The sequence below is a fragment of the Mesorhizobium sp. M0909 genome, assembly GCF_040319515.1.
Classification (GTDB): domain Bacteria; phylum Pseudomonadota; class Alphaproteobacteria; order Rhizobiales; family Rhizobiaceae; genus Mesorhizobium.
The window spans coordinates 387,884-404,734 of the sequence record NZ_JAMYOA010000001.1; the positions used below are offsets into that span (position 1 = coordinate 387,884).

17 protein-coding genes and 1 tRNA gene are annotated in these 16,851 nt (G+C 63.1%); 8 read left to right on the plus strand and 10 right to left on the minus strand.

The genetic code is table 11. The annotated features are described in order from the left end of the window. Positions 1–55 precede the first annotated feature (55 nt). Positions 56–733, minus strand: a complete 678-nt coding sequence (locus tag NKH83_RS02020) for a dienelactone hydrolase family protein (protein WP_352476221.1) — start codon at positions 731–733, stop codon at positions 56–58. Between the two features lie 11 nt (positions 734–744). Continuing rightward, entirely contained in the window at positions 745–1,479 is a 735-nt protein-coding gene (locus NKH83_RS02025; RefSeq protein ID WP_352801848.1) for a phosphoribosyltransferase, read from the minus strand. Between the two features lie 286 nt (positions 1,480–1,765). Here NKH83_RS02025 and NKH83_RS02030 point away from each other — a divergent pair, with 286 nt between their 5' ends. Beyond that, on the plus strand, positions 1,766–2,194 hold the full coding sequence (locus NKH83_RS02030) for a CBS domain-containing protein (protein WP_502895512.1): 429 nt from the start codon (positions 1,766–1,768) through the stop codon (positions 2,192–2,194). A gap of 76 nt (positions 2,195–2,270) precedes the next feature. Here NKH83_RS02030 and NKH83_RS02035 read toward each other — a convergent pair whose 3' ends face one another. After that, positions 2,271–2,828 (minus strand): Hsp20/alpha crystallin family protein, encoded by a 558-nt coding sequence (locus NKH83_RS02035; protein ID WP_352801851.1) that lies wholly within the window; start codon positions 2,826–2,828, stop codon positions 2,271–2,273. Positions 2,829–2,957: 129 nt separating this feature from the next. On the opposite strand from NKH83_RS02035, the gene NKH83_RS02040 reads away from it, so the two are divergent. After that, positions 2,958–3,395: a DUF2267 domain-containing protein gene (locus NKH83_RS02040; RefSeq protein WP_352476225.1), complete on the plus strand. Its 438-nt coding sequence runs from the start codon at positions 2,958–2,960 to the stop codon at positions 3,393–3,395. 49 nt (positions 3,396–3,444) lie between these two features. Then, complete coding sequence (locus NKH83_RS02045) at positions 3,445–3,915, plus strand: YbhB/YbcL family Raf kinase inhibitor-like protein (protein ID WP_352476226.1); 471 nt, start codon at positions 3,445–3,447, stop codon at positions 3,913–3,915. A gap of 24 nt (positions 3,916–3,939) precedes the next feature. Here NKH83_RS02045 and NKH83_RS02050 read toward each other — a convergent pair whose 3' ends face one another. Then, positions 3,940–5,415, minus strand: a complete 1,476-nt coding sequence (locus tag NKH83_RS02050) for an FAD-dependent oxidoreductase (RefSeq protein ID WP_352801854.1) — start codon at positions 5,413–5,415, stop codon at positions 3,940–3,942. A 1-nt stretch (position 5,416) separates the two neighbouring features. Next, positions 5,417–6,409: a hypothetical protein gene (locus NKH83_RS02055; protein WP_352476228.1), complete on the minus strand. Its 993-nt coding sequence runs from the start codon at positions 6,407–6,409 to the stop codon at positions 5,417–5,419. Positions 6,410–6,613: 204 nt separating this feature from the next. Between NKH83_RS02055 and NKH83_RS02060 the strand changes: the two genes are divergently transcribed. Continuing rightward, on the plus strand, positions 6,614–7,570 hold the full coding sequence (locus NKH83_RS02060; RefSeq protein ID WP_352476229.1) for an alpha/beta fold hydrolase: 957 nt from the start codon (positions 6,614–6,616) through the stop codon (positions 7,568–7,570). Positions 7,571–7,738: 168 nt separating this feature from the next. Here the strand turns inward: NKH83_RS02060 and NKH83_RS02065 are convergent, their stop codons facing one another. From NKH83_RS02065 to NKH83_RS02075, 3 genes are all read right to left on the minus strand, one after another. Further along, complete coding sequence (locus NKH83_RS02065) at positions 7,739–8,320, minus strand: dienelactone hydrolase family protein (RefSeq protein WP_352476230.1); 582 nt, start codon at positions 8,318–8,320, stop codon at positions 7,739–7,741. A gap of 536 nt (positions 8,321–8,856) precedes the next feature. Beyond that, positions 8,857–10,602 (minus strand): adenylate/guanylate cyclase domain-containing protein, encoded by a 1,746-nt coding sequence (locus NKH83_RS02070; protein ID WP_352801857.1) that lies wholly within the window; start codon positions 10,600–10,602, stop codon positions 8,857–8,859. A gap of 390 nt (positions 10,603–10,992) precedes the next feature. After that, positions 10,993–13,269 carry a hybrid sensor histidine kinase/response regulator gene (locus tag NKH83_RS02075; protein ID WP_352801859.1) on the minus strand — a complete coding sequence of 759 codons (2,277 nt, stop codon included), beginning with the start codon at positions 13,267–13,269 and terminating at the stop codon, positions 10,993–10,995. A 224-nt stretch (positions 13,270–13,493) separates the two neighbouring features. Here NKH83_RS02075 and NKH83_RS02080 point away from each other — a divergent pair, with 224 nt between their 5' ends. Continuing rightward, the gene (locus NKH83_RS02080) at positions 13,494–13,784 is read left to right on the plus strand and encodes a VOC family protein (protein ID WP_352801861.1); all 291 of its coding nucleotides are present in this window, start codon (positions 13,494–13,496) and stop codon (positions 13,782–13,784) included. Next, positions 13,777–13,878 carry a VOC family protein gene (locus tag NKH83_RS31580; protein WP_502895514.1) on the plus strand — a complete coding sequence of 34 codons (102 nt, stop codon included), beginning with the start codon at positions 13,777–13,779 and terminating at the stop codon, positions 13,876–13,878. The genes NKH83_RS02080 and NKH83_RS31580 overlap by 8 nt, the downstream gene beginning before the upstream one ends. A 192-nt stretch (positions 13,879–14,070) precedes the next feature. On the opposite strand, the gene NKH83_RS02085 is transcribed toward NKH83_RS31580, so the two are convergent. After that, the gene (locus tag NKH83_RS02085) at positions 14,071–14,973 is read right to left on the minus strand and encodes a LysR family transcriptional regulator (RefSeq protein WP_352801987.1); all 903 of its coding nucleotides are present in this window, start codon (positions 14,971–14,973) and stop codon (positions 14,071–14,073) included. Between the two features lie 97 nt (positions 14,974–15,070). On the opposite strand from NKH83_RS02085, the gene NKH83_RS02090 reads away from it, so the two are divergent. Together NKH83_RS02090 and NKH83_RS02095 are read left to right on the plus strand one after the other, a co-directional pair. Next, entirely contained in the window at positions 15,071–15,919 is an 849-nt protein-coding gene (locus tag NKH83_RS02090) for an SDR family oxidoreductase (RefSeq protein ID WP_352649277.1), read from the plus strand. A gap of 109 nt (positions 15,920–16,028) precedes the next feature. Beyond that, complete coding sequence (locus NKH83_RS02095) at positions 16,029–16,451, plus strand: RidA family protein (RefSeq protein WP_352801863.1); 423 nt, start codon at positions 16,029–16,031, stop codon at positions 16,449–16,451. Positions 16,452–16,766: 315 nt separating this feature from the next. Here NKH83_RS02095 and NKH83_RS02100 read toward each other — a convergent pair. Further along, positions 16,767–16,843, minus strand: a tRNA-Arg gene (locus NKH83_RS02100). Positions 16,844–16,851: the final 8 nt, after the last annotated feature.

Consider the following 16,851-nt stretch of genomic DNA (forward strand, 5'->3'; position numbering starts at 1 on the left):
CATAACGCGTTGAGGACGCAAATGATCCCGGGACTGGTGATCCAAGCCCCGGCTGTCAGGACGTCGACGCCGATCTGTCCGAAACCAGATGGCGCAAGAACCATTGGGTAGCGAGATCCGCGACTTCGTCCAGGGCGCCGGGCTCCTCGAACAGATGTGTCGCGCCAGGGACGATGGCGAGCTCCTTCTCGCCGCGGAGCGCCACCAAAGCCGAGCGGTTGAGTGCGATCACTTGCGTGTCCGCGCCTCCGACGACGAGCAAGGTCGGCGCCCGGACGCGCGGCAGGGCGAGCGCTGCGAGATCGGGCCGGCCACCACGCGAAACCACCGCCGCGGCCTGGTCGGGCCGCTCGGCCGCCGCCACCAGGGCGGCACCGGCGCCCGTGCTCGCGCCGAAATAGCCAAGACGCAACCCCGACGTGTCCGGGGAGGCGGCGAGCCAATCCGTGACGCCGACCAGCCGATCGGCGAGCAGTCCGATATTGAAGCGCAACTCGGCCGTGACCTGGTCGATCCGCTCCTCTTCGGCCGTCAACAGGTCGACGAGGAAGGTGGCGAGGTTCGCCTCGTTCAGCCTTGCGGCCACGTAGCGGTTGCGCGGGCTGTGGCGGCTGCTTCCGCTGCCATGGGCGAAGAGCACGAGGCCGCGAGCATCCGGGGGCAACGAAAGATTGCCCTCAAGCGTGACAGGCCCCGCGGGAACATGAACGACGTGCTCGCTATGCCGGTCCATATCCACCTCCGCTATGGCGATCTGGTGCCGCGCGCCGGACCCGCGCCCGCGTGCCCAGCCAACTCCTCTTCGGAAGCGGCAGTCTTGTCGGAAGCTGCAGGCTTGGGCACGGACCTGGCGAGGAGCGCGCGGACCTCTTCATCGCTCGTCTGCGAGAAATCCACGTACCAGCGCCCGACACCGAGCAACGGCTCTGGTGTCGTCGCGCAAACGACCTCGTCGGCGTCCGCCCGCATCGCGTCGCAAGTGTCGGGGCTACCGACGGGAACGGCCGCGACAATACGGGCGGCGTGGTTTTTTCGCAGCGCCTTGATTCCGGCCCGCATGGTCGATCCGGTCGCAAGCCCGTCATCCACGAGGATAATGGTCCGTCCATTCAACTGCGGTGGAGGTCGCCCGGCCCTATAGAGGTGCTCGCGGCGCAGAAGCTCTTTTTCCTCCTTTGCAGCGACCGCGTCGACGACATGTGGCGGGATCGCGAGACCGCTGACGATTTCGTCGTTTAGGACACGTACGCCGGAGGGCGCGATCGCCCCCATGGCCAGTTCCTCGTGGCCGGGGACGCCGAGCTTGCGCACGACGAAGACGTCGAGTGGTGCCTTGAGTGCCTGCGCGACCTCGTAGCCGACCGGCACGCCGCCTCGGGGCAGCGCCAATACGATCACGTCGTCGCGGCCGGCAAAGCGAACGAGCTCCCCGGCGAGCCGCCGCCCGGCCTCGCGGCGATCTGAAAAGAGGACAGCCATGACCTTCAATCCGCGTGCATCTGTTTTCCCGGTGGATGTTCTTTCACCAACCTGCGGCCACATCCCGTGGGATGGCTGCGGCACCGGTATCATTTTGGAACTCGCTCGCTGCCGGGACGTTCCAAGAATAGTTTCGATCGCGAGGTGCCGGGAGGCGCGTTCGCGCGCGGATCGAGAAGATCGTGATCCGTACATGCCTCGTCAGGATAGCTGGCGATCTCGCGATGCGCAGCAGCAGGCGCGGTTGGCGGCTTGTTGCCTCAGCAGTCAGAGAGAGGAATATCCCATGCAAGTTCAGGAGATCATGAGCCGTCGGACCGAACTGGTCGGCCCGAACACGACAATTAGGGATGCCGCCCGGAAAATGCGGGCCGACAATCTCGGCGCCCTTCCGGTCGGCGAGAATGACAGGCTGGTCGGCATGGTGACAGACCGCGACATCGTGATGCGCGGCGTCGCCGAGGAGCGCTCAGCCGGCAACACGACCGTCCGCGAGGTCATGTCCGAGCATGTCTATTGGTGCTTCGACGACGCCGATATCACCGATGCGGCGAAGATCATGGCCAAGCATCAGGTGCGTCGTCTTCCGGTGATCAACCACGACAAGCGCCTCGTCGGCGTCATCGCCCTGGCCGACCTCGGGCGGACCGATGAGGAAGCCGCCAAAATCGCTCTCGAAGGCGTTTCCGAGGCGACGGACAATCCCCGGCGCTAGGGCGCTTGCCCGCAGGTTGTACCGCGCTCGCCGTTTAGCTGAGCACCGCCTGCTCAGGCAGCCTTCAGCTTGGCAACTATCGCGCTTTCACTTCAATGCGGCGTGTCTTGTCCTTTGCTGCGGGGTTCTTCGGAAGCTCGACAGCCAAAACGCCGTTCTTGAAAGTGGCCTGCACCTTGTCGGCATCGACCTCCGCATCCAGGGAGATGGTCCGCTGAAACCGGCCATAACTGCGTTCGCTATAGGTGCGGCCGCCAACGCCTTCCTTGTGCTCCGAACGCTTCTCGCCCGTGATGGAGAGGGTGTTGTCGCGCAGCTTGAGCTCAACGTCCTTCTGCTCGAGCCCCGGCAATTCGGCGGTGACCTTATAGGCTTGGTCTGTTTCATATACGTCGACGCTCGGCCAAAGATCGCCGGCCGTAGTCGCTTCGGCCATTGGCGCAAAGAAGTCGTCGAACAGGCGATCGATCTGCCGGTGGAATGACGTAAGCGGATCTCGTCCGGATGGATAAAGACTTCGCGATGGCGTCCAGGACGCCAAGTCACGGTTTGCCATGGTTCTTCTCCTGTTTTTCCTGTTTGCATCGCTCGCCGCCATGTGATCGGCGACAGCAAATAAAACTCGTCCGCCCATGAGGATGTTCCGCACGCCGGCCGGGAAAGGCGGTCCGAAAAACCGCGGAATGCGCATCGGGGAACAACCGGCAGGTAGGACTGTTTGGTCACATCCGCCGTAATCGGATTTGAACGGAAGGAGGATTCGATGAACGCCACTGGACTCGACGTATTCGACAAAACACTGCAGACCACGAACATCTGGCTCGACGAGATCATGGACGAGATTGGACCGGATCGGCAGGTCGCCTGGCACGTTCTCGGAGCGGTGCTACACGCCCTGCGCGACCGTATGCAGCCGGATCTTGCAGCCCACCTCGGCTCGCAGCTGCCGATTCTGGTGCGTGGCGCCTTCAATGACCAATATCAACCTTCCAAGGCTCCCGAGAAGATGCGGTCGCTCGACGAATTTCTGGCCAAGATCAAGGCGGAGCTTGAATTCACCCGTCCGGTCGATTCCAAGGATGCATTCAGGGCCGTGTCCAAGGTGCTTGCCCATCATGTCGGAGAAGGACAGATGCACAAGGTCTGGGAATCCCTGCCAGGAGAGATCAGACGCGTCGCCGAAGCTCAGCAAGCGGCGTGAACGGCGCCGGCGCGGGTTTCTTGGTCGCAATCTTCTTGGGGAAACAGCAATGCCACTCACCCTTATCAGCCCGGCGTTCCCGGCAGGCGGAAAAATTCCCGAAAGGTATACGCGTGACGGCCAGAACGTCTCGCCGCCACTGAAGTGGTCCGGTGTTCCGGATGGTGCCAAGAGCCTTGTTCTTGTCGTGCTGGATCCCGATGCGCCAAGCGGGACTTTCGGACATTGGGCGGTATTCAACATCTCGCCCGATGCCGGCGAACTCGCCGAGGCAGCAGACGGCAAGCCCGGTCCGTCGGCACTCAGGCAAGGCACCAACGATTTCGGCAATGCCTATTACGATGGCCCGCAGCCGCCCGTAGGGCATGGCGTCCATCATTACCATTTCCGGCTGGCCGCGCTTGATGTGCCGAGCCTCAGCGTACCGGGACAGGCGGGCGTGCATCAGGTCTGGAAGCAAGCCCAGAAACACGCATTGGAGGAGACGGAGTTGGTCGGAACCTACGAACGGCCGGCGTGACGCGGAGGGCGTCGGTCGCCGCCTTCACAGCGTAATCTGGGCAAGCGGTTTTCGGGCAGGGCCGTGGATGACCGAACCATCGGCCGCGAAGATCGAGCCGTGGCAGGGACAATCCCAGGTGTGGTCCGCAGTGTTCCAGGTTACGGTGCAGCCCTTGTGGGTGCAAGTCGCCGAAACCGCCTGTAGTGCGCCTTCGGTGTCTCTCCACGCCGCAATCTTTTCCTCTCCCCTGACGATCACGCCCCCCATACCAGGCGCAATGTCGTGGGTGCTCGAGACGATCGATTGACTGCGGCCGTTCTTGTGGAAGTCCTCAGGATAGGGCCGGGCCGGATCGTAGAGTTTTTGCCATGGGCTCGGGCGGCCGCAGATCAGGTCGGCGATCATCGCGCCCACGGCCGTCCCGTTGGTGATGCCCCAGGCGTTGAAGCCAGTGGCAATGTGGAAGCCGGCTGCCTTGGCGGGATCGGGCTCGCCGGCATATGGAATCCTGTCTGCCGTATCATAATCCTCATTGCACCAGCGCCACGCGACGTCGCCGACCGAAAGGTTCTTTCTTGCCCATTTTTCCAGTTCGACAAACCGTTTGGCCACGTCGCCGTCCCAGCCGGTGTTGAACTTGGGGCCGAGCGTGACCAGCAGCGGCCCTTCGGCATCGTGGCCCGTGCGGATGGAATGCGTCGGATCGTCGATGCCGATGAACATGCCGTCGACAGTAAAGGGATCGTCGATCCGAAAGGCCATGGCGGTGTGGCAGCGCGGCTGCGTCCGGTTCGCCATGCCGATGGGGCTCTTCACCGTCATGTTGGTGGCGACGACGACATGCCCGGCATCAACGGCGCCGCCATCGGTGACGATGCGCCAGCGGCTTGCCTCGTCGATCGACGTGGCGCGGCTGTTTTCGAAGATCCGACCGCCATGGGCCGTCACCGCTTCCGCCAGGCCAACCAGATACATCGCCGGATTGAACTGCGCCTGGTCAGAAAACCGTAGCGCGGCGGCCGTTTCGAAAGGCAGCGGCGCGTGGTCGAGGATCTCGGCCTCCAGCCCGACCTGGCGCGCGGCCTCCGCCTCGGCCGCGACCTCCGCGCGCCGGCTTTCATTGCAGGTGTAGGTATAGGCGTCCTTGCCCTCGAGATCGCAGGCGATGGCGTACTCGCGAACCCAATCGCGGATCTGTCGGGCGCCGGCGGAATTCGCATCGGCGTAGACCTGGGCCAACTCCCGGCCGACAGTGTCGATGAGATGACGATAGATCAGTGCATGCTGCGTGGTGATCTTGGCCGTCGAGCGGCCGGTCACCTGTCCGCCCGTGCGCAGGCCTTCAACGACGACCACCGACCGGCCTGCCTCGCAAAGGCGAAGCGCCGTCGTCAGCCCGACAATTCCAGCACCCACGACAACGGCGTCCGCACGGATCGAACCTTCGAGCTGGGGGTAGTTCGTGGATCTGGCTGCCGCTACCCAACAGCTTCCCGGTTTTCCCAAGAGAATGGCCATTTCAACCGCGCTCCTTGCGTCTCGATGCACTTCCATCGACAACCGCGCCAGCAGGGGAACGTTCCCGAGCTTGGTTGCTTCTTTCAGTCATTGTCCCGCCACCCCGGGTCAGAAAAGCACCGGGAAGGCGCGAGGTGCAGGCCATCACCCAGGTGATCGCCTCGCGGTCGTATTCGTCGCCGGAGCGCCAGTCCTCGAAGAAGGCATTCAGCCTATCGACACGCCCCGGCCAGATGCCGGCGGCTTGCAGGCCGAGCGATACGCCGTAATTGGTGAAGGCGAACTTGGTATCGCGCAGCCATGGCGCGCGGCTGAAATAACCGGGCGGGTCGACCCACATCGTTTCCAGGGTTCGTAGCGAACGCCCCGTCTGGGCCTCGGCCCACGGCTCGTCGGGAAAGAAATGGGCGAGCCACAGCATCATGCCGAGGCCGAGGTCCTGGTCGACGTCGAGTGTGCGCCAATCGCGCTCCATCAGGTCACGCATCTGCGCGATCTCGGGCGCCAGTTCCTCTTCGTCGAGCATGCGATATGAGACGTAGCCGTCATAGGCATCCATGCTGCCGAGGCCGTAGCCGGGGTAAGGACCGCTCAAATCCTCCTGCATCTTCCAGATCACGCCGCGGCCGGGGACCACAAATGCCGGGTGAATGTCCCGCGCCAGCGTAATGCCGCGCTTGCGATATTCCGGCTTCAGATCGCCGAGACGCGCCAGGGCGAACAGCCACATCGCCAGATAGTGGAAATACTGGCCGTCGCGATCCGGCGCTTCGCCGATCCTCAATCCGCGCCGCCGGCCGAGCACACGCTCGACATCCACCACCAGCCGCTCGGCCTCGTCCAGCCAGCGCTCTTCGCCAAGTTCCGCATAAAGCGAGACGTAGAGCACGACCCCGAATGCATCGGTCCACAGATATCGCAAGCCGTTGGGCCAGATGCCTTCGGCGCGCATCCAGTCGAGTTTTTGCAGGACATAATCGACGTCACGCAGCATTGCGCCAAGCCCCGAATCCACGGCAGACTTTGCCGATGTTCGGCTCCATGCGATTGCGAGCATGCGGCATATCTGCCTCGGGTTGATCTGGCCAGATATCGCCAAACGATCTGATCGGCGGCGGGGTTCCTTGGTCGCTTCCACCGCCGCGACCGGGAACCCTCGACCTGATCATGAGTTTCGGGTCCAGGCGCTCACAACGGGATGCGGGAGGTTACCAGTCATTTTCGGAGCCTTTCAATCGAGGAGGCAAAGTTGCGACACCGCCAAATCAGAGTTGACGGAATTACTGTCTTCTTTCGCGAGGAAGGCCCGGCCGACGCTCCCGTGCTTCTGCTGCCGCACGGCTATCCCTGTTCCTCCTATCAGTTTCGAAGGCTGATGCCCGGACTGGCTGATCGCTGGCACACGTTCGCCCCGGACTTTCCTGGCTTCGGCTATAGCGCTACGCCCGACATGGCTGCATTCGGCTACGATTTCGAGACCTATGCCGGGTTTTTGGCGGCTTTCGCGGACACGCTCGGCCTGTCCCACTATGCGCTCTGGCTGCACGATTACGGCTCGCAGATCGGATTGCGCCACGCCATCGCCTATCCGGAGCGCGTTGCCGCGCTTATCATCCAGAACGGCGACATCTACGAAGACGTGCTTGGCCCGAAATACGCAGCCATCAAGGCGTATTGGAACGACAAGACGCCCGACAAGCATAGCCCGCTGGAAGAAGCGGTGAGCGAGGAGGGCTTCCGCCACGAGTTCATCGGTGAGGTTGGCGAGGTCGTGGCCGAGCGCGTGCCACCGGATCTGTGGAAACTCCATTGGCCTCTGATGGACACGCCGCCCCGTCGGCGGCTCGCGGTCGGCCTGATGGAGAAGCTGGAGGCGAACCTCAACTGGTTCCCGAAATACCAGGCTTATCTGCGCGAACGGCAACCACCGACACTGATCGTCTGGGGTCCTGAGGATGGCTACATGCCGGCCGCATCGGCCCGCGCCTACAAGCGCGACTTGCCGCAAGCAGAGCTCCATCTCCTCGATGGCGCCGGCCACTGGCTACTGGAAACCCATTTCGATGAGGCGCTTGCGTTGGTGCGCGACTTCCTCGCACGCGTTCACAGCCGAGCGCCGACGCAACCGTCAGGTAACCTGTTGAAAACGTGGTGATCCCGACAGGGATCGAACCTGTGACCTACAGATTAGGAATTTGGGTGCCGGGGCCGGCGTCCGGAAGCCCTCCAGGGAACGAACGCGCGGGTGGTGATCGCGAATTCGACCCTATGGAGATTTGACGAGAACTGCCAATACTCCTCAATGAGGCCCTCGCCGACATGGTCAGACACGGTCCAGGAACTCGAGCACCCGCCGCGTGAGCAGTGCGGTGGCAGCCGCGTCGTACGACGGGAGCGAGCTGTCGGCGAAGTAGTGCTGGTCGCCGGGATAGAGGAACAGCTCCGCGTCCTCGACCTTCTCCACGATCTCGCGAGCGGCGTCGATGTCGCCCTCGCCGATGAAGATCGGGTCGTTATCCATACCGTGGATCTGGATCGGGACGCCGTCCGGCCAGGGTCCGAACGCCCACTCGCCGCTAATCGGCAGACAGGAGTGGAAGAGCAGGGCTCCGCAGGCACCGGGTCGTGTCTGTGTGAGCTTCTGCGCCGGCAGTACGCCGAACGAGAATCCGGCGTAAACGAGCTCGGGCGTCAGTTCGCCGGCGACGCGGACGCCGCGCTCCCGCATGTCGTCGAACCCGATCTCACCGATGTAGGCGAGACCCTCGTCAATACTCTGGAATGTGCGTCCGTCGAACAGGTCCGGCGTATGCACGGTGTGCCCGGCTGCCCGCAGGTCGTCAGCGAACGCGCGCACGCCGGGAGTCAACCCTTGTGCGTGGTGGAACAGCAGGACCTCGGCCATGGGAGCCTCCAGGTGGGACGTGGATTGCGGCGACAATTGCGAATCGCTTCGCAGAACTGCAAGCGATTTCGGTGTGCATCGAAGAACTTCCAAATGATGACAAGCCTCGGCGCATCGTCTTTTCCCGGTGTGACGACGCGACGGCCGATCTACACCAACAGATAGGCGGCGACGAAAATGCTTCCGGCGTTACCCGCGTCCGCCAGACGGACGCACCGCGACGGTAGTGTCTGGTTCGAATTTCCGCCAAGGTCGACTCCGGCCGATGCGCGAAAGGCAGCTTGAAGGAGCGCCATGAAAGTCGCTTTAAGTGCCACGGGCGACCGCGACGCCGACTTTTTCAACATATCGGTGGAAACCGGAAGTTCGACGCGAACCCAACAGAGAGCTCGCCGGCTGTTCACAGCTGCTCTACGCGCTCGGTCCTCGACAAGCCGGCCAGAGAACTATCCTTCCTGAAGCGACGCGGGATCAAGGGGGCGCGTCGCCTGGCCGGACGTGACGCGCAGGAGCGGGCATCTTTGCAACCGCGACGATCACTCCGGCACGCCGGCAATACCCAACGCTTCGACGTAGTGCTCGGCGAACACCTTGTCCCGCCACGGGTTGATCTGCTTCTGCAGGCCGAGCGTGTAGGTCGGGAACGCCTCCATCAGCCGCCGCGCCGCCGCCTGCGCTTCGTCCAGCCGGTTGAGTTTGACCAGCGCCATGATCACCACCCGGTGCGAGGAGCCGTAATTCGGCATCTCGCGCAGCGCTCGTTCTCCCCAAGCCAGCGCCTCCTCGTAGCGTTCGAGCATCAGGTAGCTCATCCCGATGCCGGAGAGCGCGATGCCCTTCTCGGGGTCGACCGGACTCAGCCGCATCGCCCTGTGGAAGTGCTCGATCGCAACGAGGGGGTGGCCGGAATGGGCGTTCACCCAGCCGCTGCCCGTATGGCCCTGCGCGGAATTGGGGTTGAGGAGCAGGGACCGTTCGATCGTGTCCAGCGCCGTCTCGTAATCCTTGGCGCTGTAGGCGATCACCTGCGCGGCGAAACGCAAGCTTGTCGGGTCGTCTCGCGCGTCCGCCAGCACCTCGCGGGCCATGCGCACGGCGACGCGGATATCGTCGGGCTCGTGCCAGCACTGACTCACCGACAGGCTGCGGATATAGGCACCGAGTGCCTTCGCCAGGGTGAAGTCTGGGTCGATGCTGAGCGCCTCGTTGGTGAGCCGGCGCACGTCGGCGAAGCCTTCGCGCGTCATGCTGTAGAAGCGCGGCAGCGCACGAAGGTAGAGGTCGTAGGCACCGATGTAGTCGGTCGGCTTCATGCGCGCCTGCTTGATCTCCTGCAGCCGGATGCTCGGTTCGACAGCGCCGACGACGCTCTCGGTAACCTTGTCCTGCAGGTCGAAGATGTCGCTCACGTCGCCCTCGAAGCGGTCGGCCCAGACATGGTGTCCGCTGATCGCGTCCACCAACTGCCCACTGATGCGCACCCGCGATCCTGCTCTGCGGATGCTGCCTTCGAGCACGTAGCGGACGCCCAGTTCGCGCCCGACCTGGCGCAGATCCACCGCCCGGCCCTTGTAGGTGAACGACGAGTTGCGGGCGATCACGAAGAAGGAGTTCACCCGGCTCAATCCCGTGATGATGTCCTCCACCAGTCCGTCGGCGAAGTATTCCTGGTCGGGATCGCCGCTCATGTTGGTAAAAGGCAGAACCGCGATCGAGGGTTTCGCGGGCAGCGGAGGCGATGCAGCCAGCGAGGCGCCGGCGTCGGTCTCGACGCGGTAGGCGCGCACAGGCCGCTCGATGTTCTTGAGGCGCAGGTTGCCGAGCGGCGTGAAGCTGCAGTCGAGCTTGCCCTGAAGGTGGTCGTAGGCGGTGCCTGAGACGACCACGGTGCCGGGGTCGGCGATGCCGTCGAGGCGGGCTGCGATATTGACCCCGTCGCCGTAGAGGTCGCCGTCCTCCTCGCAGACCACGTCGCCGAGATTGACGCCGATGCGAAAGCGAATCCGCTCTTCCTCGGGCATCTCCGCCTCGTGTTCTGCCAGGGCCTGCTGGATCGCCATCGCCGAGGCCACCGCGTTGACGACGCTCGCGAACTCACACAGCATGCCGTCGCCGGTGAGCTTGACGATCCGACCCTGGTGCTCAGAGACCAGCGGTTCGAGCAGGTCCTTGCGGTAGATCTTCAGCCGCTCGAGCGTGCCGCGCTCGTCGCGCTCCGTCAGGCGGGAATAGCCGACCACGTCGCAAACCATGATCGCTGCGAGGTGGCGCTGCGTGGTCATTGCACCGCTCGACCAAGCGCCTGCGCGCGGGCCGCCCCGCGTCCATGTCCTGGCACCTTCCAGACGCCCCATGTGCATGGTATCCGTCTCTCCCAGTCGCCGCCCGTCGCCGATACAGAACGGAAAACGCAGCTCGACTTTGCCTTTACGAGATTTCGCTATCCCGCTTGCGAGGCGTGGAGCGATCCAGTCGCCGCGCTAACAGCCAACCGGGGATACGCCCACGCAGCCTCTGGGGACGCTGACACGCCACTCCTCCCAGAAGGCCGGAGATATTTACTGCCCTTGGTAACCGGTTGACGCCACCGTGGCGGTGTTTTTGTCACCGCGATGTAACAGCGAGATGCCTACGAACGCGCATCGGGCATCACACCAGACGTTCGCGCTTGGCTAGCGCGGAACGTCTGCCAACGAGCTTAGTGCCCGGCGGATAGAATCGCGCGAAAATGGCTTCTCGACAACTGGTCGACCGGCCCGTTCAAGGAAGCGCGCCGCAGCGCCGCCGAGCGTGTCGCCGGTAACGAAAACGAATCGCTCCGCCATGCCCGGGGTTGCCTGACAGGCCCAGTCGAACAAGGCGGGGCCGTCGATGTTCGGCATCCGCAGATCGCAAAAGATCACATCGAAAACAGCACTCATCAGCGCTGCCTTGGCACCGGCACCGTCCTCGACGATCCTGACGGCAAAACCTTCAGCCTCTAGTAGTTCTGCCACCGTTTCTCCAACCTCCCGCTCGTCATCGACCACAAGGGCGGTACAACCGATGTCCGCGACCGAGTGAGCCGCAACACCTTCGACTGAATCTGACGAAGTGCAGGCCTCCACCGGCAACAGCAATCGGAAATGCGCGCCGTCCGCACGGTCAAGCAGGGTCAGCCGTCCATTGTGCGACTGCACCACGCCGAGCGAGAAAGCGAGGCCGATCCCGGTGCCCGCACCCTGAGCCTTAGTGGTAAAAAACGGATCGAAAATGCGGTTCCGGATCTCGGCGGGCACACCGGGGCCATTGTCGGCGATCACGATCTGGAGGTCATTGCCTTCAAGCGACGTTTCGATCTCGATCCGCCGCGGTGCCGGTATCTCCTGCAGGGCGTGTTGCGCGTTGACGATCAGGTTGTAGAACACCTGATGCATCTGGTCAGGGTCGACTTCCAAAGGCGGCAGGCCCTCGGCGAGCCGGCACTGCACCTCGATGCCTGCCGTGCGCAAACCGTAGCCGGCGATGTCAAGAACTGCGCGGATCAGATCGTTGACGTCGGTACTGCGGCGTTCCGGCTGGCGTTGTCGCGCCATTGCCAGGAAAGTCTTCACGATGCGCGCGCAGCGCTCGGCGGCGAGTCTGATCTTGCCGGCCCGCTGTGCGTGGGCGGTTCCGGCTAGAAATTCTTCCAGCAACTGGGCCTGCGCGACGACGACCGCCAAGGGGTTATTGAGTTCGTGCGAAACGCCGGCAAGCAGCGAACCAAGTGCATTGAGCCGCTCGCTCTGCGCCAATGCCTCGCGCGACCGCGCCAGTTCGGCTTCAGCCGCCTTGGTTGCGGTGAGATCAAGAATGCTGCCGACGATCACCGGTCGGTCGTCCATCTCGATGTGGCGCCAACTCAGCGACACGGGAAACACGGAGCCGTCCAGACGCCGAAGTTGAGCCTCCACGCCGTCGGCGCGCGGCTGCTGACGTGAAAGGGCCTTGAGGCGCCGATAGTCTTCCCGTGTGGCGAACCAGCGGTGCTGGCGGAAGCGGTCCTCGTCACGCGGGCCTATACCCATGATCTCGCGGAAGGCGGGATTTGCGGTAATCAGGTGCCTCGTTCGCGAGTCTATGAACACGACCGGAACCGGATGATGGTGAGTGAGGTCTCGGAAGCGCCGCTCGCTTTGCTGCAGGCGCTCGGCCGCGCGCTTCTGCTCGGTGATGTCGATATCGAAGCCGCCGATGCGCGCCTGTTGCTGATCGGCCCACAGCACGGGAAAGCGAACGACAAGGCTCCAGGCATAGTCGACCGCGTTGCTTAGAAATTCCTCGATTGCAATCGCCTGTCCCGATTCCAGCACGCGGCGATCGTTTTCCGCGATCATCGCGGCCTCCTGCGGCCCGAAAATGTCGGCCGCGCTTAGTCCGATCGCGCTCTCGGCTGGCCGGCCGAAGACCTTTCCCATTTCCGGATTGGCGACCAGATAGCGTCCGTCGGTATCCTTCAGATACATGCCTACGGGAGCATGCTTCATGAATGCCGCCAAGCGGGCTTCGCTGGCACGCAGAGCTGCGTCGGCAGCGTGGCGCTGCGACAGGTCGCGCAAGCTCGCCGTGAAGAAACGACGTTTGCCGCTCCGGGCTTCGGTGATCGTGAGTTCCACCGGAAACTCGGTGCGGTTCGCTCGCATGGCAGTCTGCTCTGTGCGACGCCCGAGCAACCGCGGGGCGCCACCCGCAAGATAGGCGGCAAGCCCGTTTGCGTGCGCCTTGCGCAGATGCGGCGGGACAATGAGCTCCGAGATCTGTCTGCCGACCGCTTCAGCGCGCGAATAGCCGAAGGTCGCCTCGGCCGCCGCGTTGAATTCCACAACCAATCCGGCTTCGTCCGTGACGATCACGCAGTCGAGCGATGAGCGAACCACCGAAGCGAGGATCGCCTCTTGGAATGCGTTTCCGTCATCGTCTTCTTGCAAGGGCGAGCACTCCGTGACGACCGGTCGGAACGCTGGCCGTCGGGCTGGCAAGGATGACGATTATCGTGAGTTCCGGCAAGATGCCTGAATCCGACCGCAGTACGGTGCGGGGGTGGGGAAACGCTTGCACCAGCAGGACAAGGAGCGCCATTTGCTGACCCTCATGGCGCTTTTCGAAACCTGCCGTTCGCGCTATGACCTGATGCGACCCTTCTTTGCTCCGAGTGCCTGACCGCGATGCCGCGATCTCATGGTACACCGGAAAGCTGGATTTCAGCGTCGTGGATACCGTACCTTCTGGCGACGATATGACCTTCGTCTTTCTTTCGCCGGCAGTGGATGACGGCTTCCGCCTTGAGCTTCTGGCAGGCCCCGGCGCTGCCGAGCGCCCCGTATACGCGGATCTTGGCGCCAGCCTCGGCCTGTCGGGGTGGCATCACCTTTGCCTTCGCCTGGACGACGTCGACAAGGCCGTTGCCGAGTTGAAGCGCCGTAGCGTGAAAAATCGTGCATGAGCCATTCGATGTTCCGGCGATCAGCAGCCGCATCGCGTTCTTCTCCGATCCCTGGGGCAACATCTTCGAACTGATGCAGCCAGTCACCGCCTGATTATCGGCCAAGGAGTTAGCGTCAAAGGCGTCCTTTTCCTGCGCCATGTCTTACACAGTGGGTAGGCGCCCACACAGCCCAGCTCAGACACACGGACTAACTTCAGACGCGTATGGCCAAGGAACCGGTGGCGAGGGTAGCTTTGTCCGCAGAGCGGCTGTTCCGCGCGAGGGCGTCGGCTTCGTGATCCAGTTAAGGTTCTTTCTTCCGCAGGTCTTTGACTACGTCGAGAAAAGCTCGCAGTGCGGGCGGTACGGCTCGATGTCCGGGGTAGTAGACCGCAACTTCTTCCGGTGCTGGCGTCCACGCGGTCAGGACCTTGCGCAGCCGGCCATCGGACAACGCCGCTTCGGCGGCCCAATCCGCCACATAGGCGATGCCCAGACCCCCTATTGCAGCTTCGACCATCAGTTCCTCGTCATCAAGGACGATGGGGCCGTTTGCCCCGATCACCAGTTCCTGGCCTGCGCGTTCGAACTCCCATCGATAGAGCTTGCCGCTGGGCATACGGTGGCCGATGCAATGGTGGCGTTGCAATTCCTCGGGCGTTCCCGGCTCCCCGAAGCGATCGAGATAGGCGGGCGACGCGATACAGATGAACGTCAACGCGCGTGCAAACGGCACGGCGATCATGTCTTTGGGAATTGATGTGATGAGGCGTACGCCGGCATCGAACCCGCTGGACACGATATCGATGAGCCGCCCCTCGACGACGATGTCCACGGTCACGTCCGGATGGCGCTCCGCCACCTGCGGAAGGACCCGGCGAACGAGAAGCCCGGCCACCAATCGCGGTGCGTTGATGCGGACCGTGCCCGCGACATTGCCCCGGAACCCCGCGACGCTGTCGAGCGCCTCGTCCAGCGAGGCGAGCGCCGGCTGAAGACGGTCGAGCAACCGGAACCCGGCTTCTGTCGGCGAGACGCTGCGTGTGGTGCGGTTCAGAAGTCGCACGCCCATGCGTTCCTCGAGCGCACGCATCGCATGGCTCAATGTGGAAGGTGCCGTGCCGATTTCGTCCGCTGCGCGGCGGAAGCTGCGATGTGTGGCAACGGTGACGAAGGCGGTGAGATCGTTGAGCGACGGGCGGGGCATTGATGGGGATTTTGCATTATCCCATGCCGATTTCAACGGCTAATGCGCGCAATGCGACTGCCCTATCTCCCGCCTGGATCAATTGGAGAAATGAGAAATGGAAAAGACCTGGCTCATAACGGGTGTGTCTTCTGGTCTAGGCCGGCTGCTGGCGGAGAAGGCCCTGATCAGGGGAGACCGCGTCGTCGGTGCCAGCCGCAGCGAGGACGCACTTCCCGACCTGCGTGCAAGTTACCCCGAACGGCTCCGCATCGTCGCAATGGACCTCAAGGACCAGAGCTCGGTCCGCGCCGCGGTCGACCGCGCCTTCGCGGCATCCGCTCGGATCGACCTCGTCGTCAGCAATGCTGGCTATGGCCTCCTCGGCGCGGCTGAAGAGGCTGGCGATGTGCAGGTCCGGGACATCATCGACACCAATCTCATCGGCTCGATCGCACTCATCCGGGCGGCGGTGCCGCATCTGCGCAGCCAGGGTGGCGGCCGGATTTTACAGGTATCGAGCGAGGGAGGCCAGATCGCCTATCCGGCTTTCAGCCTCTATCACGCGACCAAGTGGGGTATCGAGGGATTCGTCGAGTCCGTGGCGCAGGAGGCTGCTCCCTTCGGCATCGAATTCAGCCTTGTGGAACCTGGGCCGGCGCGGACCGGGTTCGGCGGCAATCTCGCGCGGACCAAGCCGCTCGCGGCCTATGAGGGAACACCCGCCGGTCAGATCCGCGAGGCGCTGGGTGTCTCATGGGTGATCAAGGGCGACCCCGACCGCATGACGGACGCAATGATCCGGCTTGCCGATCAGGATGGTCCACTCCCGAAACGGCTGGTGCTTGGTGCCGAGGCCTATGCCGGCATCCGCAAGGCACTCGGCGGGCGCATCGAGGAGCTCGACCGGCAGAAGGACATCGCGGTTGCGGCGGATTTCACCGACGAGGAGCTGGCGCGGCTGTGACCCAACCTGTGCCGCCGATCCAGAGCCGCAGGCCACCGGCATGCAGCTCCGCCCGTTGATGCCCCAGGCTCCGGCCCGGCGCCGTTATTAAGACAGAAAGGAATACGAAATGCCTGCACGTGACGCCATTTTCCCGGCCAAACGCCACGCGTTATACGATATTCATCGATATTCCGCGGCCATTCGCTCTGGCGATCTTCTCTTCGTGTCGGGTCAGGTCGGGAGCCGTCAGGACGGCTCGCCTGAGCCCGTATTCGAGGATCAGGTTCGGCGGGCCTTCGCCAATATGCGTGAGGTCTTGGCCGCCGCCGGGTGTAGCTTCGATGACGTTGTCGACGTCACCACCTTCCACACCAACCCGGACGAACAGATCGAAACGGTGCTGGCTGTCCGCGCGGAAGAGATCGGCGCACCTCCCTACCCGAACTGGACGGCAGTGGGCGTCAATTGGCTCGCGGGTTTCGATTTCGAGATCAAGGTCATCGCCCGCATCCCTTTGACGACAAGCGGTCAGCCAGCGGACAAGGGATGATCGTTCACCCTGCAATTTCTGCATCGGCGATTTGGGCCGGTTTCAGACCGTCCGGTCAAAGGGGCTGGTTCAAGGATAGCTGCCATTCAACTCCCAACCCGGAGCGGACGTTAACTCCAATCAGCCGCAAGGGAGTTTTGATGGGGCGATTGCTGTTATTGACCCGCCAAGCGTGATCGTCCCTTCGTGCGAACAGTAGACAATCCAATCAACTTCCTCAGAGGTCCAATAACCCTCGCCGCTCGTGCCATAGACGAGGTGCCGTACCAATTGGCAAAAAAGTACGGCACCAATTCACTAAGTTATTGAAAACTTTGGTGATCCCGACAGGAATCGAACCTGTGACCTACAGATTAGGAATCTGCCGCTCTATCCTACTGAGCTACGGGACCACGCGGCC

What these genes read in the sequence shown, in the direction of transcription:
- NKH83_RS02050 (WP_352801854.1), bottom strand. Translation starts at nt 5,415, where the DNA reads ATGGCCATTCTCTTGGGAAAACCGGGAAGCTGTTGGGTAGCGGCAGCC.
- NKH83_RS02040 (WP_352476225.1), top strand. Translation starts at nt 2,958, where the DNA reads ATGAACGCCACTGGACTCGACGTATTCGACAAAACACTGCAGACCACG.
- NKH83_RS02045 (WP_352476226.1), top strand. Translation starts at nt 3,445, where the DNA reads ATGCCACTCACCCTTATCAGCCCGGCGTTCCCGGCAGGCGGAAAAATT.
- NKH83_RS02020 (WP_352476221.1), bottom strand. Translation starts at nt 733, where the DNA reads ATGGACCGGCATAGCGAGCACGTCGTTCATGTTCCCGCGGGGCCTGTC.
- NKH83_RS02090 (WP_352649277.1), top strand. Translation starts at nt 15,071, where the DNA reads ATGGAAAAGACCTGGCTCATAACGGGTGTGTCTTCTGGTCTAGGCCGG.
- NKH83_RS02060 (WP_352476229.1), top strand. Translation starts at nt 6,614, where the DNA reads ATGCGGGAGGTTACCAGTCATTTTCGGAGCCTTTCAATCGAGGAGGCA.
- NKH83_RS02025 (WP_352801848.1), bottom strand. Translation starts at nt 1,479, where the DNA reads ATGGCTGTCCTCTTTTCAGATCGCCGCGAGGCCGGGCGGCGGCTCGCC.
- NKH83_RS02055 (WP_352476228.1), bottom strand. Translation starts at nt 6,409, where the DNA reads ATGCTGCGTGACGTCGATTATGTCCTGCAAAAACTCGACTGGATGCGC.
- NKH83_RS02035 (WP_352801851.1), bottom strand. Translation starts at nt 2,828, where the DNA reads ATGGGCGGACGAGTTTTATTTGCTGTCGCCGATCACATGGCGGCGAGC.
- NKH83_RS02085 (WP_352801987.1), bottom strand. Translation starts at nt 14,973, where the DNA reads ATGCCCCGCCCGTCGCTCAACGATCTCACCGCCTTCGTCACCGTTGCC.
- NKH83_RS02070 (WP_352801857.1), bottom strand. Translation starts at nt 10,602, where the DNA reads ATGACCACGCAGCGCCACCTCGCAGCGATCATGGTTTGCGACGTGGTC.
- NKH83_RS02095 (WP_352801863.1), top strand. Translation starts at nt 16,029, where the DNA reads ATGCCTGCACGTGACGCCATTTTCCCGGCCAAACGCCACGCGTTATAC.
- NKH83_RS02065 (WP_352476230.1), bottom strand. Translation starts at nt 8,320, where the DNA reads ATGGCCGAGGTCCTGCTGTTCCACCACGCACAAGGGTTGACTCCCGGC.
- NKH83_RS02030 (WP_502895512.1), top strand. Translation starts at nt 1,766, where the DNA reads ATGCAAGTTCAGGAGATCATGAGCCGTCGGACCGAACTGGTCGGCCCG.